The following is a 23411-nucleotide window of genomic DNA, read 5'->3' on the forward strand; positions in this document are numbered from 1 at the left end:
TGAAAATGTGGGTTTGGAAATCATGACAATAAAGAACGTAATTTGTGACATTGATGGCGTGCTGATGCACGACAATACCGCAGTACCCGGCGCCGATCGTTTTCTGGCCCGGATCCAGGAACAGGGAATGCCTTTGGTCATTCTCACGAACTACCCTTCCCAGACAGCACAGGATCTGGCAAACCGCTTCGGCGCCGCCGGTCTCGACGTCCCTGAAAGTGCCTTTTTCACCTCTGCGATGGCGACTGCTGATTTCCTTAAACGTCAGGAAGGCAAAAAAGCCTATGTCGTGGGTGAAGGCGCGCTGATCCACGAACTGTATAAAGCCGGTTTCACCATTACCGATATCAACCCTGATTTCGTGATTGTTGGCGAGACCCGTTCATACAACTGGGACATGATCCATAAAGCCGCGTATTTCGTGGCAAACGGTGCGCGCTTTATCGCCACCAATCCTGATAATCACGGGCACGGTTTTGTCCCTGCCTGTGGCGCATTGTGTGCGCCAATCGAGAAGATTACCGGCCGCCAGCCATTCTACGTCGGCAAGCCAAGCCCGTGGATTATCCGCTCGGCGCTCAATAAAATGCAGGCACATTCCGAAGATACCGTCATTGTGGGCGACAATCTGCGTACCGACATTCTGGCAGGCTTTCAGGCAGGTCTGGAAACCATTCTGGTGCTGACCGGCGTGTCCACCCTCAATGATATTGAAGGTATGCCTTTCCGTCCGACATGGATTTACCCTTCCGTGGCCGATATCGACGTCATTTAATCTTTTTCCTAAGCATTTGAAAACGAGCCCGGATTGCTATTCAGGCTCGTTTTTTTTCGTCTTGCTGACTGATTTTTATCCACTTTTCCTTTTTTTTGAATCCTCGTCAATTTTTCACGCTTAAATTAATAATCCACTAATAAAATCATCATAAAACTGAGGATTCGTTAAAGATCACCGGTCATCAACCAACTATTTATCAGAAGAGCGTTAAACCGCTTGCACAACATAGGGGTTATGACGCATTTTCATAGTCAGCAACGCAACAACGCCGACTGAAATTGCAGGAACGGCAACGTTGATCCTCATTCGTAATCATAAAAATGACAGCCAGAGAAACGTCGTTAGGGAGAAAGTAATATGTGTTCAATTTTCGGTGTGCTCGATATCAAAACTGACTCCGTCGAGCTGCGCAAAAAAGCGCTGGAACTGTCGCGCCTGATGCGTCACCGCGGACCCGACTGGTCCGGTGTGTTTGCCAGCGATAAAGCGATTCTGTCGCATGAGCGTCTGTCCATTGTCGACGTGAACAACGGCGCACAGCCTCTTTACAACGCAGCACACACTCACGTTCTGGCTGTTAACGGCGAAATCTACAACCATCAGGCCCTGCGTGCTGAACTGGGCGACAAATATGCGTTCCAGACCGCGTCTGACTGCGAAGTCATTCTGGCGCTGTATCAGGAAAAAGGCCCGGAGTTCCTCGATGAACTGCAAGGCATGTTCGCCTTTATTCTGTATGACACAGAAAAAGACGCCTACCTGATTGGCCGTGACCACTTAGGCATTATCCCGCTGTATATGGGTTATGACGAACACGGCAACATGTATGTGGCGTCAGAAATGAAAGCGCTGGTGCCGGTTTGCCGCACCATCAAAGAATTCCCGGCAGGCAGCTATCTGTGGAGCCAGGACGGTGAAATTCGCGAATACTACCAGCGCGACTGGTTTGACTTCGAAAACGTCAAAGACAACGTCACTGACGCAGCCGCGTTGAAAGATGCGCTGGAAGAATCGGTGAAAAGTCACCTGATGTCTGACGTACCTTATGGCGTGTTGCTGTCCGGTGGTCTGGATTCCTCCGTGATTTCCGCCATCACCAAGAAATTTGCCGGTCGCCGTATCGAAGATAAAGATCAAAGCGAAGCCTGGTGGCCGCAGTTGCACTCCTTTGCTGTCGGTCTGGAAGGTTCACCGGATCTGCGTGCCGCGCAGGAAGTGGCAAACCATTTGGGCACCGTGCACCATGAAATTCATTTCACCGTGCAGGAAGGTCTGGATGCGATCCGTGACGTGATTTATCACATCGAAACTTACGATGTCACCACGATCCGTGCCTCCACTCCGATGTATCTGATGTCGCGTAAAATCAAAGCGATGGGCATCAAGATGGTGTTGTCTGGCGAAGGCGCAGACGAAGTGCTGGGTGGCTATCTGTATTTCCACAAAGCGCCAAACGCCAAAGAATTCCATGAAGAAACCGTGCGTAAATTGCTGGCGCTGCACATGTATGACTGTGCGCGTGCCAACAAAGCGATGTCCGCCTGGGGTGTTGAGGCCCGCGTACCGTTCCTGGATAAAAAATTCCTCGACGTCGCCATGCGTATCAACCCGAAAGACAAGATGTGCGGCAACGGCAAGATGGAAAAACATATCCTGCGTGAATGTTTCGAGTCTTATTTGCCACACAGTGTGGCATGGCGTCAGAAGGAACAATTCTCTGACGGCGTCGGTTACAGCTGGATCGATACCTTAAAAGAAGTGGCATCCCAGCAGATCACTGACCAACAGCTCGAAACGGCGCATTTCCGCTTCCCGTACAACACGCCGACATCAAAAGAAGGCTACCTGTACCGGACGATTTTTGAAGAACTGTTCCCGGTTCCAAGCGCCGCAGAATGCGTGCCTGGCGGCCCGTCAGTGGCCTGTTCTTCTGCGAAAGCCATTGAGTGGGATGAAGCGTTCAAAAACATGGACGATCCTTCTGGCCGTGCGGTTGGCGTGCATCAGTCCGCTTACAAATAAACGATTTACCGGTCAATCTCCTTGTTGAAAACGGGCCTTCTCAGGCCCGTTTTTTTATGCGTAAAGCCAGTAAAAATAATGTCTTTTGCCCAATTAATCACCAGAGTGGTTATAAGCCAGACAAATGGACGCCATCAGGCCTTTTTCTCCAAAAAAGGTGTTGACGCAAAACGGTCATATACGCATAATGCGCCCCGCAACGCCGATGAAGGTTGCGCGAAAAAAGATGGCTACGTAGCTCAGTTGGTTAGAGCACATCACTCATAATGATGGGGTCACAGGTTCGAATCCCGTCGTAGCCACCATCTTTTTTGCGGGAGTGGCGAAATTGGTAGACGCACTAGATTTAGGTTCTAGCGCCGCAAGGTGTGCGAGTTCAAGTCTCGCCTCCCGCACCATTTCATAGAGTCGGCAGCACAGTTGGGGTATCGCCAAGCGGTAAGGCACTGGTTTTTGATACCAGCATTCCCAGGTTCGAATCCTGGTACCCCAGCCATTTTCTTACCTTTCGCATTGTTGTTCTGATGTGATTGTGAGGAAAATCCAATTTGAAGAAGTTGTACTGTTGGGGTATCGCCAAGCGGTAAGGCACTGGTTTTTGATACCAGCATACCCTGGTTCGAATCCAGGTACCCCAGCCATACTTCTTTGTGTATAATTGGTAAGCACTTGAAATTTATTATTAAGTTAGTTAAATTAGTGCTTGAAGTTTTGAAGTAAGTCAGTAAAATTTGGCTACGTAGCTCAGCTGGTTAGAGCACATCACTCATAATGATGGGGTCACAGGTTCAAATCCCGTCGTAGCCACCATTTTACTTGCAGTACACTGCTCAAAAGGTAGTGAGAAACAAAATTGGGGTGTCGCCAAGCGGTAAGGCTCTGGTTTCTGATACCAGCATACCCAGGTTCGAATCCTGGCACCCCAGCCACATTAAGAAAGCCCGCCTCGTGCGGGCTTTCTGCTATTTGTCGTTTAGTCAGCAAAAAAAAGGCAAACCAATATTTCGCGGTTTGCCCGGAACACATTAAATCCCTAAGGCATATTTCAGGGCTTTGGTCTTCAGCCCCCCGGCACGCTGTGCCGCCATCAGCGCAAGATTTCGCAAGGCTTTTACCGGCGGCAGGTCATTGCTGAACGCGGTATAGAACAAATCCATGCCGCTTTGCATCAGTAAATTGTCCAGACGGCGCTGACGCTGATAACGTAACAACACTTTTTCGCTGCTCCACGCTTCATCATGATCACGCGCCTTCTCCAGTACGGATAACAAGGCTTCCACGTCACGGTATCCCAGATTCACGCCCTGCCCTGCCAGCGGATTGATGGTATGCGCCGCGTCCCCTACCAGCGCCAGCCCCGGTAACACGTACCGCTGAGCGTGACGGCGTACCAGCGGGAAGGCACCGGCATTGAGCGCCTTCACCGCCCCCAGCCGTGCGGGGAAAGCCTGCATCACTTCTGACGTGAGCTGCTGCATATTCAGGGTTTTCAGATAACGGATACGCTGCGGACTGTCATACCAGACCAGAGATGCCTGATGGCCGGAAAGCGGCAGGAATGCCCGCGGGCCGGAAGGGAAAAACTGCTGCCACGTCACATCCTGATCCGGTGTGGCGGTCTCGACATTGATCAGCATGCAATGCTGGCGGTATTCCCAGCCATCCACACCAATCCCGGCCAACTGCCGCACCAAAGAATTTGCGCCATCGGCAGCCACCACCAAAGGTGCGCGCAATAATTCCCCCGTGGTCAGTTGCAGTGACCAGGTTTTATCATCGTGTTGCAAAAGATGGCGTAACTTTGCCGGACAAAAGCGGGTCAGACTGGAGAATGCGTCGAACTGCTGCCACAACGCAGCCTGGAGCACCGGGTTTTCTACCATAAACCCGAGTTCAGGCAACCCCAGCGATTGCGCGTCAAACTTCACATCAGAGCCATCCACTTCCCAGGTTTCCAGACGGCGGTATGGCACCGCGCGCATTGCCGCTACCGCATCCCACGCACCCAGCTTTTGCAGGAAGCGCACAGAGGCGCAACCAATGGCAGAGATACGTAAATCAGTGGGAGCAGAGGGATCAAAGACAGCGGGTTGTGCATTTTCCACCAGCGCGACCTGTAGCCCCTGTTGTGCCAGCCCCAGCGCGGCGGCGGCACCGACCATGCCTCCCCCGACAATTACTGCATCAAATGTCTTCTCAGAATGATTCATTTTATTCCGGCTTTCTGTTCAGTTCATTATGCGAAGTGTACCGGATTTTTGTGCCCGCATCAGGGTCTAAGCTGCTTTCCTGCACTGGTCAGCACCGGAGGGAGAGTTTACAATAGCGCCCCAGAACCATGCTATGCACTGCGGCACTGCCGATCTAACGTTCCCCGTATTGAGTACTGACACGCTGATGACTAAAAAACTGCACATAAAAACCTGGGGCTGCCAGATGAATGAATACGATTCATCCAAAATGGCCGATCTTCTCGACAGCACCCACGGTTACCAGCTGACGGATAACGCTGAGGAAGCAGATATTCTGCTGCTGAATACCTGCTCGATCAGGGAAAAAGCACAAGAGAAGGTGTTCAGCCTGCTCGGACACTGGAAGTTACTTAAGAAGAAAAACCCGGACATCATCATCGGCGTCGGTGGCTGTGTCGCTTCACAGGAAGGCGAAATGCTGCGCAAGCGCGCGCCTTGTGTCGATATCGTCTTCGGCCCGCAAACCCTGCACCGCCTGCCGGAGATGGTGAATCACGTCCGTGGCACCAAAAGCCCGGTAGTCGATATCAGCTTCCCTGAAATTGAAAAGTTTGACCGGCTGCCGGAACCGCGCGCCGACGGTCCGACCGCTTTTGTCTCCATCATGGAAGGCTGCAACAAATATTGCAGCTTCTGCGTCGTGCCTTATACGCGCGGTGAAGAAGTCAGCCGCCCGTGCGATGACGTGCTGTTTGAAGTGGCCCAACTGGCCGCGCAGGGCGTACGTGAAGTCAACCTGCTGGGCCAGAACGTCAATGCCTATCGTGGTGACGCGTTTGATGGCGGCGTCTGTACCTTTGCCGAATTGCTGCGTCTGGTCGCTGCCATTGACGGTATCGACCGAATCCGTTTCACCACCAGTCATCCGGTGGAATTTACCGACGACATTATTGACGTCTACAAAGACACGCCTGAAGTGGTGAGCTTCCTGCATTTGCCAATCCAGAGCGGTTCAGACCGTATTCTGACGATGATGAAGCGCCCTCATACGGTGCTGGAATACAAATCCACCATCCGTAAGCTGCGCGCCGCGCGTCCTGATATTCATTTCAGTTCCGATTTCATCATCGGTTTCCCCGGCGAAACGAATGATGATTTCGAGCGCACGATGGATTTGATCGCCCAGGTGAATTACGACGTCAGTTTCAGCTTCATCTATTCCTCTCGTCCGGGGACACCTGCCGCCGATATGGTGGATGATGTCAGCATGGACGAGAAGAAACAGCGTCTGGCGCTGTTACAGGACCGGATCACTCAGCAGGTTATGCGTTTCAGCCGCGCCACGCTGGGCACCGTTCAGCGCATTCTGGTGGAAGGGACATCCCGCAAGGACATTATGGAACTGACGGGCCGTACCGAATGTAACCGCGTGGTCAATTTCGAAGGCACGCCGGATATGATTGGTAAGTTCGTGGATGTCGAGATTGTCGATGTCTATGCCAACTCACTGCGCGGTGTGGTTGTCCGTACCGAAGAACAGATGGCACTGCGTCTGCATGAATCGCCGCAATCGGTCATTAAACGCACCCGTAAAGAAAATGAATTGGGCGTTGGAATGTTTCAACCCTGAATCATCAGAATGATGCATGACCTGATCTCGACAGGGCGCTACGGCGTCCTGTTTCTTTTGAGATTTTCGCTAATACCTTCATCCCAAGGGTTTAATTTTCCAGCAAAGGCCGCATATCCGGATGAAGGTGCCTGCAACTGCCGCCACGACGCAGCATATTTTGCCAAGGGCATGTATTATTAACTCAGGTATGGTTGACGGCTGAAAGCAGTAATCAGCCGGGTGTTTCATAAAACGTACCCGCAATAATTCGGGTTGCAGAAACGCGGCAAATTCGGGTGAGTGAATGCAGCCAACGCCTCTGCAGCGTGAAGTATGAAGGGTAAACTGGTCCCAAGTGACCCAAAGGATTCGTTTGAACGTTGTAACACAAGAGCTTTTACTGGAGCCCGAAGACAACCAGCGTTTGCTGAGCCTGTGCGGGCCGTTTGATGACAATATCAAACAACTGGAACGCCGGTTGGGCGTTGAAATCAACCGTCGTGATAACGCGTTTAAATTGGTCGGTAAGAGTCTGCCTGTTGCGGCAGCCGCCGACATCCTGCGTGATTTATACGTAGACACTGCGCCGCTGCGCGGTGAAATCCAGGATATCGATCCTGAAAAAATCCATCTGGCGATCAAAGAAAGCCGGGTGCTGGAACAAACGGCCGAAAGCGTGCCGGATTTCGGCAAGGCCGTCATCATCAAAACCAAACGCGGGATGGTGAAGCCGCGTACGCCAAATCAGGCGCAGTACATTGCCAACATTCTCGACCATGACATCACCTTCGGCATTGGCCCTGCGGGTACCGGTAAAACCTACCTCGCGGTGGCTGCTGCCGTCGATGCGCTGGAACGTCAGGAAGTGCGCCGCATTCTGCTGACCCGTCCTGCGGTAGAAGCCGGTGAAAAACTGGGCTTCCTGCCGGGCGATCTCAGCCAGAAAGTGGATCCTTATCTGCGCCCGCTGTATGACGCCCTGTTTGAAATGCTTGGCTTCGAGAAAGTGGAAAAACTGATTGAGCGCAACGTGATTGAGGTCGCCCCGCTGGCTTACATGCGTGGCCGCACCCTGAACGACGCCTTTATTATTCTTGATGAAAGCCAGAACACCTCTATCGAACAGATGAAGATGTTCCTGACCCGTATTGGCTTTAACTCCAAAGCGGTGATCACCGGCGACGTCACGCAAATCGACTTGCCGCGCCATCAGAAATCAGGTTTGCGCCATGCGATTGAGGTGCTGTCCTCCGTCGAAGAACTCAGTTTCAACTTCTTCCACAGTGAAGACGTGGTGCGCCATCCGGTAGTTGCACGCATCGTTGTCGCCTATGAGGTCTGGGAAGAAGAAGACCAAAAACGCCGCGATGCCATTGCCGCAGAGCGTAAACAAGAACATCAGTCCAACGCCACACAACAGGTCAGTCAATGAATACGGTAATCCTCGATTTACAAATTGCCTGCGAAGATGCAGCAGGTTTACCGTCAGAAAATGACTTTCAGAAATGGCTGGAAGCGGTGTTGCCGCAATTCCAGGAAGAATCGGAAGTGACCATCCGTCTGGTCGATATCCCTGAAAGCCATGAGCTTAATATGACTTATCGTGGCATGGATAAGCCGACCAACGTGTTATCCTTCCCGTTCGAAGCACCTCCGGGTTTGGAGATGCCGCTTCTCGGTGACCTGATTATTTGTCGTCAGGTCGTCGAGAAAGAAGCGAAAGAGCAGGAAAAAGACCTTCTGGCCCACTGGGCGCATATGGTGATCCACGGCAGTTTGCATTTGCTGGGCTATGACCATATCGTTGACGAAGAAGCCGAAGAGATGGAATCGATTGAAACTGAAATCATGCAGGGCCTGGGTTATCCGGATCCGTATATTTCAGAGAAAGAAGATTACTGAGTATCGCAGTCAACTCGCTTAACGCCTGCCTGATAAGGTTTTAATCCGCAGGCGTTTCGCATAATTTTCACTAACCACGAGTAAAAAAAACCAAACGCCATGAGCGATGACCATTCACAAAATAGTGACAGCCCCAGTCCCAAGAAGGGCTTCTTTTCCCTTATCCTTAGCCAGCTTTTTCACGGTGAACCTAAAAACCGTGGTGATCTGGTTGAGCTGATCCGTGATTCAGAACAAAACGATCTGATCGACCCCGATACCCGTGACATGCTGGAAGGCGTGATGGATATCGCCGAGCAGCGCGTCCGGGACATCATGATCCCGCGTTCACAAATGATCACGCTTAAACGCAATCAGCCGCTGGAAGAGTGCCTCGATGTGATCATCGAATCCGCACACTCACGCTTCCCGGTGATCAGCGAAGATAAGGATCACATTGAAGGCATCCTGATGGCCAAAGACCTGCTGCCGTTTATGCGCTCAGCGTCTGAGCCATTCAGCATCGATAAGGTGCTGAGAACCGCAGTCGTGGTTCCTGAAAGCAAACGCGTTGACCGCATGCTGAAGGAATTCCGCTCCCAGCGTTACCATATGGCGATTGTTGTTGATGAATTTGGCGGCGTCTCCGGTCTGGTCACTATCGAAGATATTCTCGAACTTATCGTCGGCGAAATTGATGATGAGTACGACGAAGCGGAAGATCTGGATATCCGCCAGCTCAGCCGCCATACCTATACCGTCCGCGCGCTGGCACCGATTGAAGATTTCAATGAAGTGTTCCAGACCCATTACAGTGACGACGAAGTCGATACCATTGGCGGTCTGGTGATGCAGTCATTCGGCCATTTACCGGCACGTGGCGAAAGCATTGAAATTGACGGTTACCTGTTCAAGGTTGCGATGGCAGACAGCCGCCGTATCATTCAGGTTCACGTAAAAATACCGGACGACGCGCCGCAACCGATACTGGAAGAATAATTACTCCATGGCAATTGCCTCTTTATATCAACGCCAGCGGGTTCGCGCCCTGCTGGCGCTCTTTTTCGGTGCCTGTGGCACGCTGTCATTTTCCCCTTATGACTTCTGGCCTGCGGCGATTATTTCGCTGTGCGGCTTGCTGGCATTAACGCTGGATCGCCGCCCGGCGCAGGCCGCGCTGCTCGGCTTCTTCTGGGGAATGGGGCTGTTTGGCAGCGGCGTCAACTGGGTGTATGTCAGCATCGCCACCTTTGGCGGCATGCCTGAAGCCATTAACCTTTTCCTTGTCGTTTTGCTGGCGGCCTATTTGTCGCTGTACACGATGCTGTTTGCGGGCTTGTTCAGCAAACTGTGGCCAAAAACCACCTGGTGGAAACTGGCACTTGGTGCACCGGCATTGTGGCAAATAACCGAATTCCTGCGCGGCTGGGTACTGACCGGTTTCCCGTGGTTGCAGTTTGGCTACAGCCAGATCGACGGCCCGCTGAAAGGTCTTGCGCCGATCACCGGCGTTGACGGCATTACCCTGTTACTGACCTCGCTGAGCGGTCTGATTGTGTATGCCGTCCGCCAGCGCCGTTGGACGCCGGGGATCGTTGCCGTCGTCATGCTACTGTTGCCATGGCCGCTGCGTTACATCCACTGGTATCAGGAACAGCCGGACAAAACCGTCGATGTGGCGCTGGTTCAGGGCAATATTCCGCAATCCATGAAATGGGATCCGAAAGCGCTGGAAAGTGCCTTACAGACCTATCTGGATCTCAGCCGTCCGTACGTCGGCAAATCCAGCATGATCATCTGGCCGGAATCAGCGATTTCCGACATTGAGTCCGATCAGCAGGGTTTCCTGAGCATGGTGGATAATATCTATCGCGCACACGGCACCCAGCTCATTACCGGCATTATTGATGCCCGCCGTAATGAAGAAGGCATGAAGGTCTATAACAGCGCCATCGTGCTCGGCGGTGAACAGCCGTATCACTATCCGGACGAGAATCGCTTCAACAAACACCATCTGGTGCCTTTCGGTGAGTTCGTGCCGCTGGAAGCCCTTCTTCGCCCGCTGGCACCGTTCTTCGATTTACCGATGTCCGGGCTGACCAGCGGTGAATACGTGCAGAAACCGCTGTTTGTCAGCGGACTCAATCTGACCACGGCGATTTGTTATGAAGTGGTGTTTGGCGAACAGGTGCGTGACAATCTGCGTCCGGACACCAATTTCCTGCTGACGATTTCCAACGACGCCTGGTTCGGACATTCGATTGGTCCGTGGCAGCACTTCCAGATGGCGCGTATGCGTTCACTGGAACTGGGCCGCCCGTTACTGCGCAGCACCAATAACGGCATTACCGCTGTGGTGAATGCTCAGGGTGATGTGACCCATGAAATCCCGCAGTTTACCCGTCAGGTGCTGAACGTGAAGGTCACGCCAACGACCGGTATGACACCTTACGCCCGCGCTGGCTGGTGGCCGGTGTGGTTTGCTACGCTTGTCATGGCGGCGGTTGCGCTGTGGCTGGCTCGTCGCAAATCCTGAGTCATGCCCTTTCTTCGTTAACACAGGCACCTTTTGGGGTGCCTGTTCTTTTTTGTCGCACCGCTTATCGCCCTCCTCTGCCCCTCCCTTTTACCTGCTGTTGATTGTCACAACTGCCGCATTAAGCCCTGCCGATTTAACCGCTTATGAAGTTAAATCAGGCCATCTGGCACGACTCTTGCTACATCTGATTGAAAGATATCTGTTTAGTGATTTTTTTTGACGTCATGCATCATTTTGATACAAAAAGGCTGCTCCTCATGCACTTTATCAGTGCATAGCCATTTGATTGCTTTGATTTGGTGCGCGTCTCGTCTCAAAAAAGAAACAATATGGTTTCATAATATTCACATTCAGCTATTTTCTAGCTTCATATGACGAGGCATTAGTACTTTCTGATCCCTGAGTTTGGATCCCTAATGACAGCAAGGAGTTGGACATGCAATTGCGCAAATTGGCGTTATCAGTACTGTTGGCAAGCGTTACCGTAAGCAGCTTTGCTCACGCAGAAGAACTGACCGGCACCCTGAAAAAAATTAAAGACAATGGCGTTATCGTTGTGGGTCACCGCGAATCCTCAGTGCCATTCTCCTACTACAACAATGAACAGAAAGTCGTCGGTTACTCACAGGACTATTCTGACGCCATCGTTGATGCAGTGAAGAAGAAACTGGACCTGCCAAACCTGCAGGTCAAAATGATGCCAATCACCTCACAAAACCGTATCCCGCTGCTGCAAAACGGCACCTACGATTTTGAATGTGGTTCAACCACCAACAACCTGGAACGCCAGCAACAGGCGGCCTTCTCAGACACCATCTTCGTGATCGGTACGCGTCTGCTGGTGAAAAAAGGCTCAGACATCAAAGATTTTGCTGACCTGAAAGGCAAGACCGTGGTGGTGACCTCCGGGACAACCTCTGAAGTGTTGCTCAACAAGCTCAACGAAGAGAAAAAACTGGAAATGCGCATCATCAGCGCGAAAGACCACGGTGACTCTTTCCGTACACTGGAAACTGGCCGCGCCGTTGCCTTCATGATGGATGACGCTCTGCTGGCGGGTGAACGTGCGAAAGCCAAGAAACCAGACAACTGGGAAATCGTCGGCACACCGCAATCCAAAGAAGCATACGGCTGCATGATGCGTAAAGACGATGCGGAATTCAAAAAACTGGTGGATGACACCATTGTGAAAGCTCAGTCCTCGGGCGAAGCCTCTAAATGGTTTGAAACCTGGTTCAAAAAACCGATCCCTCCGAAAAACCTGAACATGAACTTTGAATTGTCTGATGACATGAAAGCCCTGTTCAAAGCGCCTAACGATAAAGCGCTGTAAGAAATACCAGACAGACGGGTATAACCAAGAGAAGTGTAGTTAAAGTATAAGGCTGGCCCACCAGCCTGTGATGATGCAGACCGGATGCGGGGTGGTCGTTCCCCACCCCGCGTTTTCCTCTTTTTATTCACGCGGATTACGTCATCACTCAGAGGGTAATTTATTACCCGTTTTACGGAGTTTTTATGTCAATAGATTGGAACTGGGGCATCTTTTTGCAACAAGCCCCCTTCGGTAATACCACCTATCTGGGCTGGATTTGGAATGGATTTCAGGTCACTGTCGCATTGTCGATTTGTGCATGGATTATCGCCTTCTTCGTCGGCTCTCTGTTCGGTATTTTACGTACCGTCCCCAACCGTATTCTCTCAGGCATTGGTACCTGTTACGTCGAACTGTTCCGTAACGTGCCATTGATTGTGCAATTCTTTATCTGGTATCTGGTGGTGCCTGAACTGCTGCCTGAAAATATCGGCATGTGGTTTAAATCCGAACTGGCGCCTGACGTGCAGTTCTTCACCTCATCCGTGATTTGCCTTGGCTTGTTCACCGCCGCCCGCGTGTGCGAACAGGTACGTGCGGCGATCCAGTCCCTGCCCAGCGGACAACGCAACGCCGGACTGGCGATGGGCCTGACGCTGCCGCAAACCTACCGCTATGTGCTGTTACCCAATGCTTACCGTGTGATCGTGCCGCCGATGACCTCAGAGATGGTCAACCTGGTGAAAAACTCCGCCATCGCCTCGACCATTGGTCTGGTCGATATGGCCGCACAAGCCGGTAAATTGCTGGATTACTCGGCGCATGCCTATGAATCATTCACAGCCATCACCGTTGCTTATGTCCTTATCAATGCCGTCATCATGCTGCTGATGCATTTCGTAGAACGTAAAGTCCGCCTGCCGGGCAACATGGGAGGGAAATAAGCATGCATGAATTTGACTGGAGTTCTATTGGTCCCGGCCTGCCCTATCTGTGGCAAGGCATGGTCATCACGCTGAAGATCACGTCGCTGGCGATTGTTGTCGGTATTTTGTGGGGAACCTTGCTGGCGGTCATGCGCTTATCAACGTTCAAACCGCTCAGCTGGTTTGCCTCGGCGTACGTCAATGTGTTCCGTGCCATTCCGCTGGTGATGGTGCTGTTGTGGTTTTATCTGATTGTGCCGGGCTTTCTGCAAAAAGTGCTCGGGCTGTCGCCTAAAACCGATATCCGCCTGATTTCTGCGATGGTGGCGTTTGCCCTCTTTGAAGCGGCCTATTATTCAGAAATTATTCGTGCCGGGATCATCAGCATCGCGCGCGGCCAGTCCTCCGCCGCTCTGGCGCTGGGCATGACCCAATGGCAATCCATGAAGCTGGTTATCCTGCCGCAGGCTTTCCGTGCCATGGTGCCATTACTGCTGACGCAGGCCATTGTGCTATTCCAGGATACCTCGCTGGTGTATGTACTGGGCCTCGCAGACTTCTTCCGCAGTGCCTCTAACATTGGCGACCGTGACGGTACGCTGGTGGAGATGGTGCTGTTTGCAGGACTTATTTACTTTGTTATCAGCCTTTCCGCTTCCTTGCTGGTGCGTTATTTGAAGAAAAGGACCGTTTCATGATTTCACTGAAGAATGTTTCTAAATGGTACGGGCACTTTCAGGTGCTTACCGATTGCAGCACCGAAGTTAAAAAAGGTGAAGTTGTGGTGGTGTGCGGGCCGTCAGGCTCCGGGAAATCGACGCTGATCAAAACAGTTAACGGACTGGAACCTGTCCAGAAAGGCCAAATTCTGGTCAACGGGACGCCGGTCAATGACAAGAAAACCAACCTGGCGCAACTGCGTGCCAAAGTCGGCATGGTTTTCCAGCATTTCGAACTGTTCCCGCACCTGTCTATCATCGATAACCTGACGCTGGCGCAGGTCAAGGTATTGAAACGTGATAAAGCGGCAGCGAAAGATAAGGGCCTGAAGTTATTAGATCGCGTCGGTTTATCCGCCCACGCCAATAAATTCCCCGGTCAGCTTTCCGGTGGTCAGCAGCAGCGTGTGGCGATTGCCCGTGCGTTATGCATGGATCCGATCGCCATGTTGTTTGACGAACCGACGTCAGCACTGGATCCGGAAATGATCAACGAAGTGCTGGATGTGATGGTTGAACTGGCCAACGAAGGCATGACGATGATGGTCGTGACCCACGAAATGGGCTTCGCCCGTAAAGTGGCCAACCGCGTGATTTTCATGGATGAAGGCAAGATTGTGGAAGATCGGAATAAAGACGATTTCTTCAATAATCCGGAATCCGATCGTGCGCGTGACTTCCTGGCGAAAATCCTGCACTAAGACATTGAAGAACACCTGCTCCGCGTCTGCGGGGCAGGTTGCTGAAGTTTAAGGTTCGAACGGACGGCGTGAGAATTCGGTGTTGCCACATTTCGGGCATTTGCTCAGAATTTCCGGCGTATATACCGCCAGGTGGAAATGACAATTTTCACACACCAGATTTCCTAATCCGACCACTTCCCCGCTGTGATAAATCCCGTGATGGCTCACATCCTTGAACACTTCTTTCCATTCAAGCTGGGTTTTATCGGTCATGTCCGCCAGCTCTTTCCACAAACTCTCTTTAATCACCCGCAGGAAGACACTGTCTGTGCCGTCATCTTCCGCCACTGCCTGCTGGCTTTCTTCATAACTGCGGGCAAATTCATGCAAATCGCGGCGTACTGCTGAGGTTAACTGCTCAATCTGGATTTCCGTCAACTTGCCCTCTTCCTGCAACCTGACGCGGGCATCCTGCACCAGCGCGCTGATATCACGTTCCCCATTTTTTATCCGTTCGGTCAGTGATGTCACCAGCTGACGGTAAGATTGCGTAATATTGCTCATATTTCCTCTCCTTGAACTGTCATAACCATTTTCACGGCGGGAGCGCACTGTCTTTATTTTAGTCGTAAATCCCTGATCCGTGGCGCAGATTATCCCGGGCTGGCTCGCAGATTATGAATATTGCGCCAGAAGAGGACAGAAATCCCCTTTAGCCTTCGCTGAGTGTTGTTGCGCCAACCCCTTATCAGCTATGCTATGCGGATCTTTTGATTAAAACTTTTTGAGCTACAGGCGTAGCTGTTTTCACTCACAGGACCACCGGCCGCCATGCAAGAGCAATACCGTCCAGAAGACATCGAGTCACACGTTCAGCTTCACTGGCAAGAGAAGCAAACCTTCAAAGTTACCGAACAGCCTGGTAAGGAGAAATATTACTGCCTCTCCATGTTGCCTTACCCGTCAGGTCGTCTCCATATGGGACACGTGCGCAACTACACCATCGGTGACGTGATTTCCCGTTATCAGCGCATGCTCGGTAAAAACGTCCTGCAGCCTATCGGCTGGGATGCATTCGGCCTGCCGGCTGAAGGTGCTGCGGTGAAGAACAACACAGCCCCTGCGCCGTGGACTTACGAAAATATCGAATACATGAAGAACCAGCTTAAATTGCTGGGCTTCGGCTATGACTGGGATCGTGAAGTCGCGACCTGTAAGCCTGACTATTATCGCTGGGAACAATGGTTCTTCACCAAGCTTTACGAAAAAGGCCTGGTTTATAAGAAGACCTCCGCTGTGAACTGGTGTCCGCACGACCTGACCGTTCTGGCGAACGAACAGGTGATCGACGGCTGCTGCTGGCGCTGCGATACCAAAGTTGAGCGTAAAGAAATTCCTCAGTGGTTCATCAAAATCACCGATTACGCCGATCAGTTGCTGAACGATCTGGACACGCTGGAAAGCTGGCCGGAGCAGGTGAAAACCATGCAACGTAACTGGATTGGCCGTTCCGAAGGTGTGGAAATCACTTTCGACGTGGCTGACAGTGACGAAAAAGTCACGGTTTACACCACCCGTCCTGATACCTTCATGGGCGCGACCTATGTTGCGGTGGCTGCGGGTCATCCGCTGGCGCAACGGGGCGCACAGAACAATCCTGCGCTGAACGATTTTATCGACGAATGCCGTAACACCAAAGTTGCCGAAGCAGAAATGGCAACGATGGAGAAAAAAGGGATGGCAACCGGTCTGTATGCAATCCACCCGCTGTCTGGTGAGAAGCTGCCAATCTGGGCTGCCAACTTCGTGCTGATGGAATACGGTACCGGCGCAGTGATGGCCGTGCCAGGCCACGACCAGCGCGACTGGGAATTCGCCACCAAATACGATCTGCAGATCAAGCCGGTTATCCTGAATCTGGATGGCAGCCAGCCTGACGTCAGCGCAGAAGCGATGACGGAAAAAGGCACGCTGTTCAACTCAGGTGAATTCGATGGTCTGAACCACGAAGACGGTTTCAATGCCATTGCCGATAAACTGGTTGCTCAGGGTGTCGGTCAGCGCAAAGTGAACTATCGCCTGCGCGACTGGGGCGTCTCCCGTCAGCGTTACTGGGGCGCACCTATCCCGATGATCACGCTGGAAGACGGCACCGTTATTCCGACACCAGAAGATCAGCTGCCGGTTATTCTGCCGGAAGATGTGGTGATGGATGGGATCACCAGCCCGATTAAGGCCGATCCTGAGTGGGCAAAAACCACGGTTAACGGTATGCCGGGTCTGCGTGAAACCGACACCTTCGACACCTTCATGGAATCCTCCTGGTATTACGCGCGTTACACCTGCCCGCAATACGACGAAGGGATGTTGGATCCGGCAGCGGCCAACTACTGGTTGCCGGTCGATCAGTATGTCGGTGGCATCGAACACGCCATCATGCACCTGATGTATTTCCGCTTCTTCCACAAACTGATGCGTGATGCCGGTCTGGTGGACTCTGACGAGCCTGCCAAGCGTCTTCTGTGTCAGGGTATGGTGCTGGCGGATGCCTTCTATCACACCGGCAACAACGGCGAACGTATCTGGGTTTCCCCGACGGATGCCACTGTTGAGCGTGACGAGAAAGGCCGCATCACCAAAGCCACCGATCCGCAAGGTCGCGAGCTGGTTTATGCCGGCATGAGCAAGATGTCCAAGTCTAAAAACAACGGCATCGACCCGCAGGTCATGGTGGACAAATACGGCGCTGATACGGTGCGTCTGTTTATGATGTTCGCTTCTCCGGCAGAAATGACGCTGGAATGGCAGGAATCCGGGGTTGAAGGGGCGAACCGCTTCCTGAAACGTGTCTGGAAACTGGCTTACGAACACACAGAAAAAGGCCCGGTTGCTGCTCTGGATGTGGCTTCACTGAATGAAGCGCAAAAAGATTTGCGTCGCGACCTGCACAAAACCATCGCCAAAGTGACCGATGATATTGGCCGTCGTCAAACCTTCAACACCGCGATCGCTGCGGTAATGGAACTGATGAACAAACTGGGCCGCGCACCGCAAGAGACCGAACAGGATCGCGCGTTGTTGCAGGAAGCCCTGCTGGCCGTCGTCCGTATGCTCTATCCGTTCACGCCACACGTTTGCTTCAGCCTCTGGCAGTCACTGAAAGGCGAAGGCGACGTGGATACTGCGCCGTGGCCTCAGGCTGATGAAAAAGCCATGGTGGAAGATTCCAAACTGGTGGTTGTACAGGTGAATGGTAAAGTGCGTGCTAAAATCACCGTAGCCGCTGATGCTACCGAGCAACAAGTGCGCGAGCGTGCGGCAGAAGAACATTTGGTCGCAAAATATCTGGATGGGGTTACGGTTCGCAAAGTAATCTACGTCCCGGGCAAACTGCTTAACCTGGTGGTAGGTTGAGTCAAGGAGGATCTGTGCGACATCGTATAGTGACACTGCTGCTGACCGCAGCAGTGATGGTTACCGCAGGCTGTGGCTTCCATTTACGTGGAAAAACCAATGTGCCTGACGAACTGCGAACTATCGTTCTGGACAGTTCGGATCCTTATGGTCCGCTGACACGTAATATTCGTACTCAGTTACGTCTTTCCAATGTGACCATCGTTGATGATCCGACAGGTCTGCGTAAGGATATTCCGTCACTGCGTATTGGCAGGGAAGCGACGGGGCAAACGACCGCTTCAATTTTCCAGGATGGTAAAACCGCTGAATATCAAATGAAGATGAGTGTCAATGCGACAGTCCTGATGCCGGGTAAAGACATTTATCCGATTCATGTGACCGTGTTCCGTTCATTCTTTGACAACCCGTTAACGGCGCTGGCAAAAGATAACGAGCAGGACATCATCAAAGAAGAAATGCGTCAGCAGGCGGCACAGCAGCTGATCCGTAAACTTCTGACGGTACATGCCTCAGAGTTACAGAAATCGGAACAAGTCGATGGCAAAGTCGAAGTGATTACGACGGGTTCATCGGCCAGCCAGGCTTCTGATGCGGCTACCACCACGTCGTCTGATACGTCCGTATTATCAACGACACCGGCCAGCACTTCCGCACAATGATCCGAGTTTATCCGGAACAACTTGCCGCGCAGCTCCGTGAGGGGCTGCGCGCTTGTTATTTGCTGTGGGGAAATGACCCGCTGCTTCTCCAGGAAAGTCAGGACAGCATCCGTAAAGCGGCTCAGCATGCTGACTTTCAGGAGCATTACACCTATGTGCTCGACAACCATACCGAATGGGAGTCGATCTTCAGTATCTGCCAGGCACTGAGTCTCTTTGCCAGCCGTCAGACACTGATGCTGATCCTGCCTGAAAACGGCCCCACGGCGCCGATGGCAGAACAGTTATTGAAACTGACGACCCTTTTGCATGAGGATATCCTGTTACTGTTGCGCGGAACTAAGCTGACCAAAGGGCAGGAGAACAGCGCGTGGTTTAAGGCGCTGAGTGATAAAGGCGTTTTTGTCAGTTGTCAGACACCTGAACAGGCACAACTTCCGCGCTGGGTGACCCGCCGGGCCAAAGAGTTGTCCCTTGAGCTTGATGAGCCAGCCAATCAGCTTTTGTGTTATTGCTACGAAGGTAACCTGCTGGCATTAGCGCAGTCTCTGGAGCGTCTTTCCCTGCTCTATCCGGATGGAAAACTCACGCTGCCGCGCGTCGAAGAGGCGGTCAATGACGCTGCACACTTCACGCCGTATCACTGGCTGGATGCGATCCTTGCCGGAAAAAGTAAACGTGCCTGGCATATTTTACGACAGCTGCAACAGGAAGACAGCGAACCGGTTATTTTGCTGCGCACCGTGCAACGCGAACTTCTGATGCTGCTGAATCTGAAACGCAAAATGGACACCACACCGCTGCGCACGCTGTTTGATCAGCAAAAAGTCTGGCAAAACCGGCGCGCGCTGGTGACGCAGGCTTTGCAACGTTTGTCGGCTGAGCAACTGTCGCTGGCGGTGCGTTTACTGACGCAAATGGAAATCACCCTGAAGCAGGATTACGGTCAGTCCGTATGGTCTGAGCTGGAAAGCCTCTCCATGTTATTGTGCGGCAAACCGTTACCCACCCTGTTTACCGGTTCGGATTTGTATTGAAGCAGGAGAACAGTATGCCGCAGAGCACTCCACATTCCCCTTCTGCATCGCTGCTGGCTTTTTTTGGCGGAACCTTCGATCCCATTCATTATGGTCATCTGAAACCCGTTGCCAGTTTGGCAGAACAGGCCGGATTTGAACGTGTGGTTCTGTTGCCCAATAATGTTCCTCCACACCGCCCGCAGCCTGAAGCAACACCCCAACAGCGTCTGGAAATGGCCAGACTTGCCGTGGCGGGTAATCCGCTGTTTACCGTGGATCCCCGCGAACTGGCGGTTGAAACGCCCTCCTATACCATTGAGACACTTGCAACGTTACGTAAAGAACATGGCGATAATTGCCCGCTGGCGTTTATCATTGGCCAGGATTCGTTACTGACGCTTCACAAGTGGCATCGCTGGGAGTCGTTACTGGATTTCTGTCATATCGTGGTGATGGCGCGGCCGGGCTATCAGGAGCATCTTGATACACCGGCACTTCAGCACTGGTATGACACGCACCGGGTGACTCATCCCGATGCGCTGAAGCAAAAACCGGCCGGATTCATTTATCAGGCCAATACACCGCTGCTGGATATTTCGGCAACTGAAATTCGTGCGCGCCGTCATGCGGGGCTTGATTGCTCAGATTTGCTGCCTTTCGCCGTTGAACGCTATATAGAATCACAGGGCTTGTACCGCCAGTAGCTAACGCGTGCTATACTGCGCCGCTTAATTTCGGCTCCCGATAACGCTGCGAAACCAACCAATACAATGTATTGATTATTCACTGTTTTCAGCTGTTTTCCGGACAACCGCTATGTTTATCCATCATGAGATTGCCCGTTGCTTCGGTGCCACACCGGCGATCATCTCGTGAGGTCAATTGTTTCAAACATCCCCAGGGGGAACCTTTGCAAGGTAAAGCGCTCCAAGATTTTGTTGTCGATAAAGTCGATGACCTGAAAGCACAAGACATCATCGCGATTGATGTTAAAGGTAAATCCAGTATTACTGACTGCATGATCATTTGCACCGGCACCTCAAGCCGCCACGTCATTTCTATCGCCGGACATCTGGTTGAAGAAGTGAAAGCGGCAGGTATGGATGCGATGGGTGTGAAAGGCATTAACGAAGCCGACTGGGTCGTGGTTGATCTGGGCGAAGTAATTGTCCATGTAATGCAGGAAGAAAGCCGCCAGTTGTATGAGCTTGAGAAACTCTGGGGCTGATGCGTGAAGCTGCAACTTGTCGCCGTCGGCACAAAAATGCCTGACTGGGTACAAACCGGTTTTAACGATTATCTGCACCGTTTCCCTAAAGACATGCCGTTTGAACTGACTGAAGTTCCGGCCGGAAAACGTGGTAAAAATGCAGATATCAAACGCATTCTTGAAAAAGAAGGCGAGCTGATGCTGGCTGCCGTCGGTAAGGGAAATCGCATTGTGACGCTCGATATTCCGGGCACACCGTGGGAAACCCCGCAACTGGCGCAACAACTGGAACGCTGGAAACAGGACGGGCGCAATGTCAGCCTGTTAATCGGCGGACCGGAAGGGTTGGCGCCGGCCTGTAAAGCCGCAGCGGAACAGAGCTGGTCGCTCTCGCCGTTGACACTTCCTCACCCGCTGGTTCGGGTTCTGGTCGCGGAAAGTCTTTACCGCGCCTGGAGTATTACCACTAATCATCCATACCACCGCGAATAACGGGTGGTGAATGTCAGCAACATGAATTAAGTAGTGGGATGAAAATAGATCGTAACCCTTTTCGCGACTATACGGCTGAATCAGCCCTCTTTGTGCGCCGTGCACTGGTGGCGTTCATCGGCATTCTGCTACTTAGCGGCGTCTTAGCCTTTAATCTCTATAATCTGCAAATAGTCCGTTTTCAGGATTACCAAACCCGTTCTAATGATAACCGTATCAAGCTGGTGCCCATCGCGCCCAGCCGCGGGATTATCTACGATCGCAATGGCACCCCGCTGGCCCTGAACCGCACCATTTACCAGCTGGAACTGGTGCCGGAAAAAGTGGACGATTTGCAGGCCACGCTTGAAGGTCTCAAGCCGATTGTCGATCTCACCCCGGAAGATATCGATAACTTCAAAAAAGAGCGCCAGCGTTCACGACGCTTTACCTCTATTGCGGTCAAAACGGCCCTGACGGAAGTTCAGGTCGCGCGTTTCTCCGTCAATCAGTTCCATTTCCCCGGCGTTGAAGTCAAAGGCTATCAGCGTCGCTATTACCCGTACGGTTCTGCACTGACGCACGTCATCGGCTATGTGTCGAAAATCAATGATCGTGACGTTGAGCGTCTGGATAAAGATGGCATTCTGGCCAACTACGCCGCCACACACGATATTGGCAAGCTGGGCATCGAGCGTTATTACGAAGACACGCTTCATGGCAAAACAGGCTATGAAGAGGTTGAGGTCAATAACCGCGGGCGCGTCATCCGCCAGTTGCACGAAGAGCCACCGCAGGCCGGTAAAGACATTTACCTGACCATTGACCTGCCGTTGCAGAAATACATTGAAGAATTGCTGACCGGCAGCCGTGCCGCCGTCGTGGTCACCGATCCGCGCGATGGCGCGATCCGTGCGCTGGTCTCCAACCCGAGCTATGACCCGAACCTGTTTGTGGATGGCATATCGAGCAAAGATTACAGCGGCTTGTTAAACGATCCGAACAAACCGCTGATCAACCGGGCGACGCAGGGGGTTTACCCGCCAGCGTCGACGGTGAAACCCTATATTGCCGTCTCCGCGCTCACCTCTGGCGTGATCACCAAAAACACCTCCCTGTTTGATCCGGGCTGGTGGCAGTTGCCGGGTTCTGATAAACGCTACCGTGACTGGAAACACTGGGGGCATGGCCGCCTGAACGTCACCAAATCCCTTGAGGAATCGGCCGATACCTTCTTCTATCAGGTGGCCTATGATATGGGCATCGACCGGCTGTCAGAATGGATGGGCAAATTCGGATACGGTCATTACAGCGGCATCGATTTGTCGGAAGAGCGCAGCGGCAATATGCCAAACCGCGACTGGAAGTTTAAACGCTTCAAGAAACCCTGGTATCAGGGTGACACCATTCCGGTGGGGATCGGTCAGGGCTACTGGACCGCAACGCCAATACAAATCATGAAAGCGATGACCACCCTGATTAACGACGGCAATGTGAAAACGCCGCATTTGTTGCTGAGCACGAAAGTGGAAGGGAAGCAGGTCCCTTATCAGCAGCAGGAAACCACCCAGATTGGGGATATCCATTCCGGTTACTGGGAAATTGCCAAAGACGGCATGTACGGCGTGGCTAACCGGCCGAACGGCACCGCACGCAAATATTTTGCCGATGCCCCTTACAAAGCAGCGGCAAAATCCGGTACCGCACAAGTTTACGGTTTGAAAGCCAATGAAATCTATAATGCGCATAAGATTGCTGAGCATCTGCGCGACCACAAACTGATGACCTCGTTTGCCCCGTTCGACAAACCTACGGTGGCGGTGGCTGTCGTTCTGGAGAACGGCGGTGCAGGTCCGGCAGTGGGGACGATTTCGCGGCAGATACTCGACCATATTTTACTGGGCGACAACACGACACAATTACCGGCTGACGCGCCTGCGCCGCCGGGAACCGAAGGTGATTAACCGT

At 52.4% G+C, this 23411-nt stretch carries 20 protein-coding genes and 6 tRNA genes; 24 read left to right on the forward strand and 2 right to left on the reverse strand.

The genetic code is table 11. The annotated features are described in order from the left end of the window. Window positions 1-22 precede the first annotated feature (22 nt). The 8 genes from J9880_RS01625 (at window position 23) to J9880_RS01660 (ending at window position 3729) form a co-directional block, all read left to right on the forward strand. On the forward strand, window positions 23-775 hold the full coding sequence (locus J9880_RS01625) for an HAD-IIA family hydrolase (RefSeq protein WP_095925081.1): 753 nt from the start codon (window positions 23-25) through the stop codon (window positions 773-775). A 360-nt stretch (window positions 776-1135) separates the two neighbouring features. Then, window positions 1136-2800, forward strand: coding sequence for an asparagine synthase B (asnB, locus tag J9880_RS01630; RefSeq protein ID WP_095921170.1), 1665 nt, complete (start codon window positions 1136-1138; stop codon window positions 2798-2800). Window positions 2801-3028: 228 nt separating this feature from the next. Continuing rightward, a tRNA-Met gene (locus J9880_RS01635) sits at window positions 3029-3105 on the forward strand. Between the two features lie 8 nt (window positions 3106-3113). Further along, a tRNA-Leu gene (locus J9880_RS01640) sits at window positions 3114-3198 on the forward strand. Window positions 3199-3221: 23 nt separating this feature from the next. Continuing rightward, window positions 3222-3296 (forward strand) — tRNA-Gln (locus tag J9880_RS01645). A 70-nt stretch (window positions 3297-3366) separates the two neighbouring features. After that, window positions 3367-3441 (forward strand) — tRNA-Gln (locus J9880_RS01650). Between the two features lie 92 nt (window positions 3442-3533). Continuing rightward, window positions 3534-3610, forward strand: a tRNA-Met gene (locus tag J9880_RS01655). A gap of 44 nt (window positions 3611-3654) precedes the next feature. Then, a tRNA-Gln gene (locus J9880_RS01660) sits at window positions 3655-3729 on the forward strand. 96 nt (window positions 3730-3825) lie between these two features. Here the strand turns inward: J9880_RS01660 and ubiF are convergent. Then, window positions 3826-5010, reverse strand: coding sequence for a 3-demethoxyubiquinol 3-hydroxylase (gene ubiF / locus J9880_RS01665; protein ID WP_232769999.1), 1185 nt, complete (start codon window positions 5008-5010; stop codon window positions 3826-3828). 187 nt (window positions 5011-5197) lie between these two features. Here ubiF and miaB point away from each other — a divergent pair, with 187 nt between their 5' ends. The 9 genes from miaB to J9880_RS01710 all read left to right on the forward strand — a co-directional run bounded on the left by miaB (window position 5198) and on the right by J9880_RS01710 (window position 14685). Beyond that, the gene (gene miaB, locus J9880_RS01670) at window positions 5198-6622 is read left to right on the forward strand and encodes a tRNA (N6-isopentenyl adenosine(37)-C2)-methylthiotransferase MiaB (RefSeq protein WP_232770000.1); all 1425 of its coding nucleotides are present in this window, start codon (window positions 5198-5200) and stop codon (window positions 6620-6622) included. Between the two features lie 337 nt (window positions 6623-6959). After that, window positions 6960-8036 carry a PhoH family protein gene (locus tag J9880_RS01675; protein WP_232770001.1) on the forward strand — a complete coding sequence of 359 codons (1077 nt, stop codon included), beginning with the start codon at window positions 6960-6962 and terminating at the stop codon, window positions 8034-8036. Further along, window positions 8033-8506 (forward strand): rRNA maturation RNase YbeY, encoded by a 474-nt coding sequence (ybeY, locus tag J9880_RS01680; RefSeq protein ID WP_232770002.1) that lies wholly within the window; start codon window positions 8033-8035, stop codon window positions 8504-8506. The genes J9880_RS01675 and ybeY overlap by 4 nt, the downstream gene beginning before the upstream one ends. 99 nt (window positions 8507-8605) lie before the next feature. Beyond that, a complete protein-coding gene (gene corC / locus J9880_RS01685) occupies window positions 8606-9484 on the forward strand; it encodes a CNNM family magnesium/cobalt transport protein CorC (RefSeq protein WP_095921165.1) in 879 nt (292 codons plus the stop codon). Between the two features lie 7 nt (window positions 9485-9491). Further along, window positions 9492-11021, forward strand: a complete 1530-nt coding sequence (lnt, locus tag J9880_RS01690) for an apolipoprotein N-acyltransferase (RefSeq protein ID WP_232770003.1) — start codon at window positions 9492-9494, stop codon at window positions 11019-11021. 439 nt (window positions 11022-11460) lie between these two features. Beyond that, the gene (locus tag J9880_RS01695; protein WP_095921163.1) at window positions 11461-12357 is read left to right on the forward strand and encodes an amino acid ABC transporter substrate-binding protein; all 897 of its coding nucleotides are present in this window, start codon (window positions 11461-11463) and stop codon (window positions 12355-12357) included. A 185-nt stretch (window positions 12358-12542) separates the two neighbouring features. Continuing rightward, window positions 12543-13283 carry an amino acid ABC transporter permease gene (locus tag J9880_RS01700; RefSeq protein ID WP_095921162.1) on the forward strand — a complete coding sequence of 247 codons (741 nt, stop codon included), beginning with the start codon at window positions 12543-12545 and terminating at the stop codon, window positions 13281-13283. A gap of 2 nt (window positions 13284-13285) precedes the next feature. Further along, complete coding sequence (gene gltK, locus J9880_RS01705) at window positions 13286-13963, forward strand: glutamate/aspartate ABC transporter permease GltK (protein ID WP_095921161.1); 678 nt, start codon at window positions 13286-13288, stop codon at window positions 13961-13963. Further along, window positions 13960-14685, forward strand: a complete 726-nt coding sequence (locus tag J9880_RS01710; RefSeq protein WP_095921160.1) for an amino acid ABC transporter ATP-binding protein — start codon at window positions 13960-13962, stop codon at window positions 14683-14685. The genes gltK and J9880_RS01710 overlap by 4 nt, the downstream gene beginning before the upstream one ends. A gap of 48 nt (window positions 14686-14733) precedes the next feature. On the opposite strand, the gene J9880_RS01715 is transcribed toward J9880_RS01710, so the two are convergent. After that, complete coding sequence (locus tag J9880_RS01715; protein WP_095921159.1) at window positions 14734-15231, reverse strand: zinc ribbon-containing protein; 498 nt, start codon at window positions 15229-15231, stop codon at window positions 14734-14736. Between the two features lie 267 nt (window positions 15232-15498). Between J9880_RS01715 and leuS the strand changes: the two genes are divergently transcribed. The 7 genes from leuS to mrdA all read left to right on the forward strand — a co-directional run bounded on the left by leuS (window position 15499) and on the right by mrdA (window position 23407). Further along, entirely contained in the window at window positions 15499-18081 is a 2583-nt protein-coding gene (leuS, locus tag J9880_RS01720; RefSeq protein ID WP_095921158.1) for a leucine--tRNA ligase, read from the forward strand. Window positions 18082-18095: 14 nt separating this feature from the next. Next, complete coding sequence (gene lptE / locus J9880_RS01725) at window positions 18096-18743, forward strand: LPS assembly lipoprotein LptE (protein WP_119826645.1); 648 nt, start codon at window positions 18096-18098, stop codon at window positions 18741-18743. After that, window positions 18740-19780 (forward strand): DNA polymerase III subunit delta, encoded by a 1041-nt coding sequence (gene holA, locus J9880_RS01730; protein ID WP_119826647.1) that lies wholly within the window; start codon window positions 18740-18742, stop codon window positions 19778-19780. Before lptE ends, holA begins: the two co-directional genes overlap by 4 nt. A gap of 14 nt (window positions 19781-19794) precedes the next feature. Then, window positions 19795-20466, forward strand: coding sequence for a nicotinate-nucleotide adenylyltransferase (gene nadD / locus J9880_RS01735; protein WP_119826649.1), 672 nt, complete (start codon window positions 19795-19797; stop codon window positions 20464-20466). 206 nt (window positions 20467-20672) lie between these two features. Continuing rightward, complete coding sequence (gene rsfS / locus J9880_RS01740) at window positions 20673-20990, forward strand: ribosome silencing factor (RefSeq protein WP_095921154.1); 318 nt, start codon at window positions 20673-20675, stop codon at window positions 20988-20990. A gap of 3 nt (window positions 20991-20993) precedes the next feature. Next, entirely contained in the window at window positions 20994-21464 is a 471-nt protein-coding gene (gene rlmH / locus J9880_RS01745; protein WP_112287631.1) for a 23S rRNA (pseudouridine(1915)-N(3))-methyltransferase RlmH, read from the forward strand. Between the two features lie 38 nt (window positions 21465-21502). Beyond that, on the forward strand, window positions 21503-23407 hold the full coding sequence (gene mrdA / locus J9880_RS01750) for a peptidoglycan DD-transpeptidase MrdA (protein ID WP_095921152.1): 1905 nt from the start codon (window positions 21503-21505) through the stop codon (window positions 23405-23407). Window positions 23408-23411: the final 4 nt, after the last annotated feature.

This window comes from Rahnella victoriana (assembly GCF_021276285.1).
GTDB lineage: Bacteria > Pseudomonadota > Gammaproteobacteria > Enterobacterales > Enterobacteriaceae > Rahnella > Rahnella victoriana.

Coding starts and splice junctions, on each gene's coding strand:
- J9880_RS01625 (WP_095925081.1), top strand. CDS start 23: ATGACAATAAAGAACGTAATTTGTGACATTGATGGCGTGCTGATGCAC.
- asnB (WP_095921170.1), top strand. CDS start 1,136: ATGTGTTCAATTTTCGGTGTGCTCGATATCAAAACTGACTCCGTCGAG.
- ubiF (WP_232769999.1), bottom strand. CDS start 5,010: ATGAATCATTCTGAGAAGACATTTGATGCAGTAATTGTCGGGGGAGGC.
- miaB (WP_232770000.1), top strand. CDS start 5,198: ATGACTAAAAAACTGCACATAAAAACCTGGGGCTGCCAGATGAATGAA.
- ybeY (WP_232770002.1), top strand. CDS start 8,033: ATGAATACGGTAATCCTCGATTTACAAATTGCCTGCGAAGATGCAGCA.
- corC (WP_095921165.1), top strand. CDS start 8,606: ATGAGCGATGACCATTCACAAAATAGTGACAGCCCCAGTCCCAAGAAG.
- lnt (WP_232770003.1), top strand. CDS start 9,492: ATGGCAATTGCCTCTTTATATCAACGCCAGCGGGTTCGCGCCCTGCTG.
- J9880_RS01695 (WP_095921163.1), top strand. CDS start 11,461: ATGCAATTGCGCAAATTGGCGTTATCAGTACTGTTGGCAAGCGTTACC.
- J9880_RS01700 (WP_095921162.1), top strand. CDS start 12,543: ATGTCAATAGATTGGAACTGGGGCATCTTTTTGCAACAAGCCCCCTTC.
- gltK (WP_095921161.1), top strand. CDS start 13,286: ATGCATGAATTTGACTGGAGTTCTATTGGTCCCGGCCTGCCCTATCTG.
- J9880_RS01710 (WP_095921160.1), top strand. CDS start 13,960: ATGATTTCACTGAAGAATGTTTCTAAATGGTACGGGCACTTTCAGGTG.
- J9880_RS01715 (WP_095921159.1), bottom strand. CDS start 15,231: ATGAGCAATATTACGCAATCTTACCGTCAGCTGGTGACATCACTGACC.
- leuS (WP_095921158.1), top strand. CDS start 15,499: ATGCAAGAGCAATACCGTCCAGAAGACATCGAGTCACACGTTCAGCTT.
- holA (WP_119826647.1), top strand. CDS start 18,740: ATGATCCGAGTTTATCCGGAACAACTTGCCGCGCAGCTCCGTGAGGGG.
- nadD (WP_119826649.1), top strand. CDS start 19,795: ATGCCGCAGAGCACTCCACATTCCCCTTCTGCATCGCTGCTGGCTTTT.
- mrdA (WP_095921152.1), top strand. CDS start 21,503: ATGAAAATAGATCGTAACCCTTTTCGCGACTATACGGCTGAATCAGCC.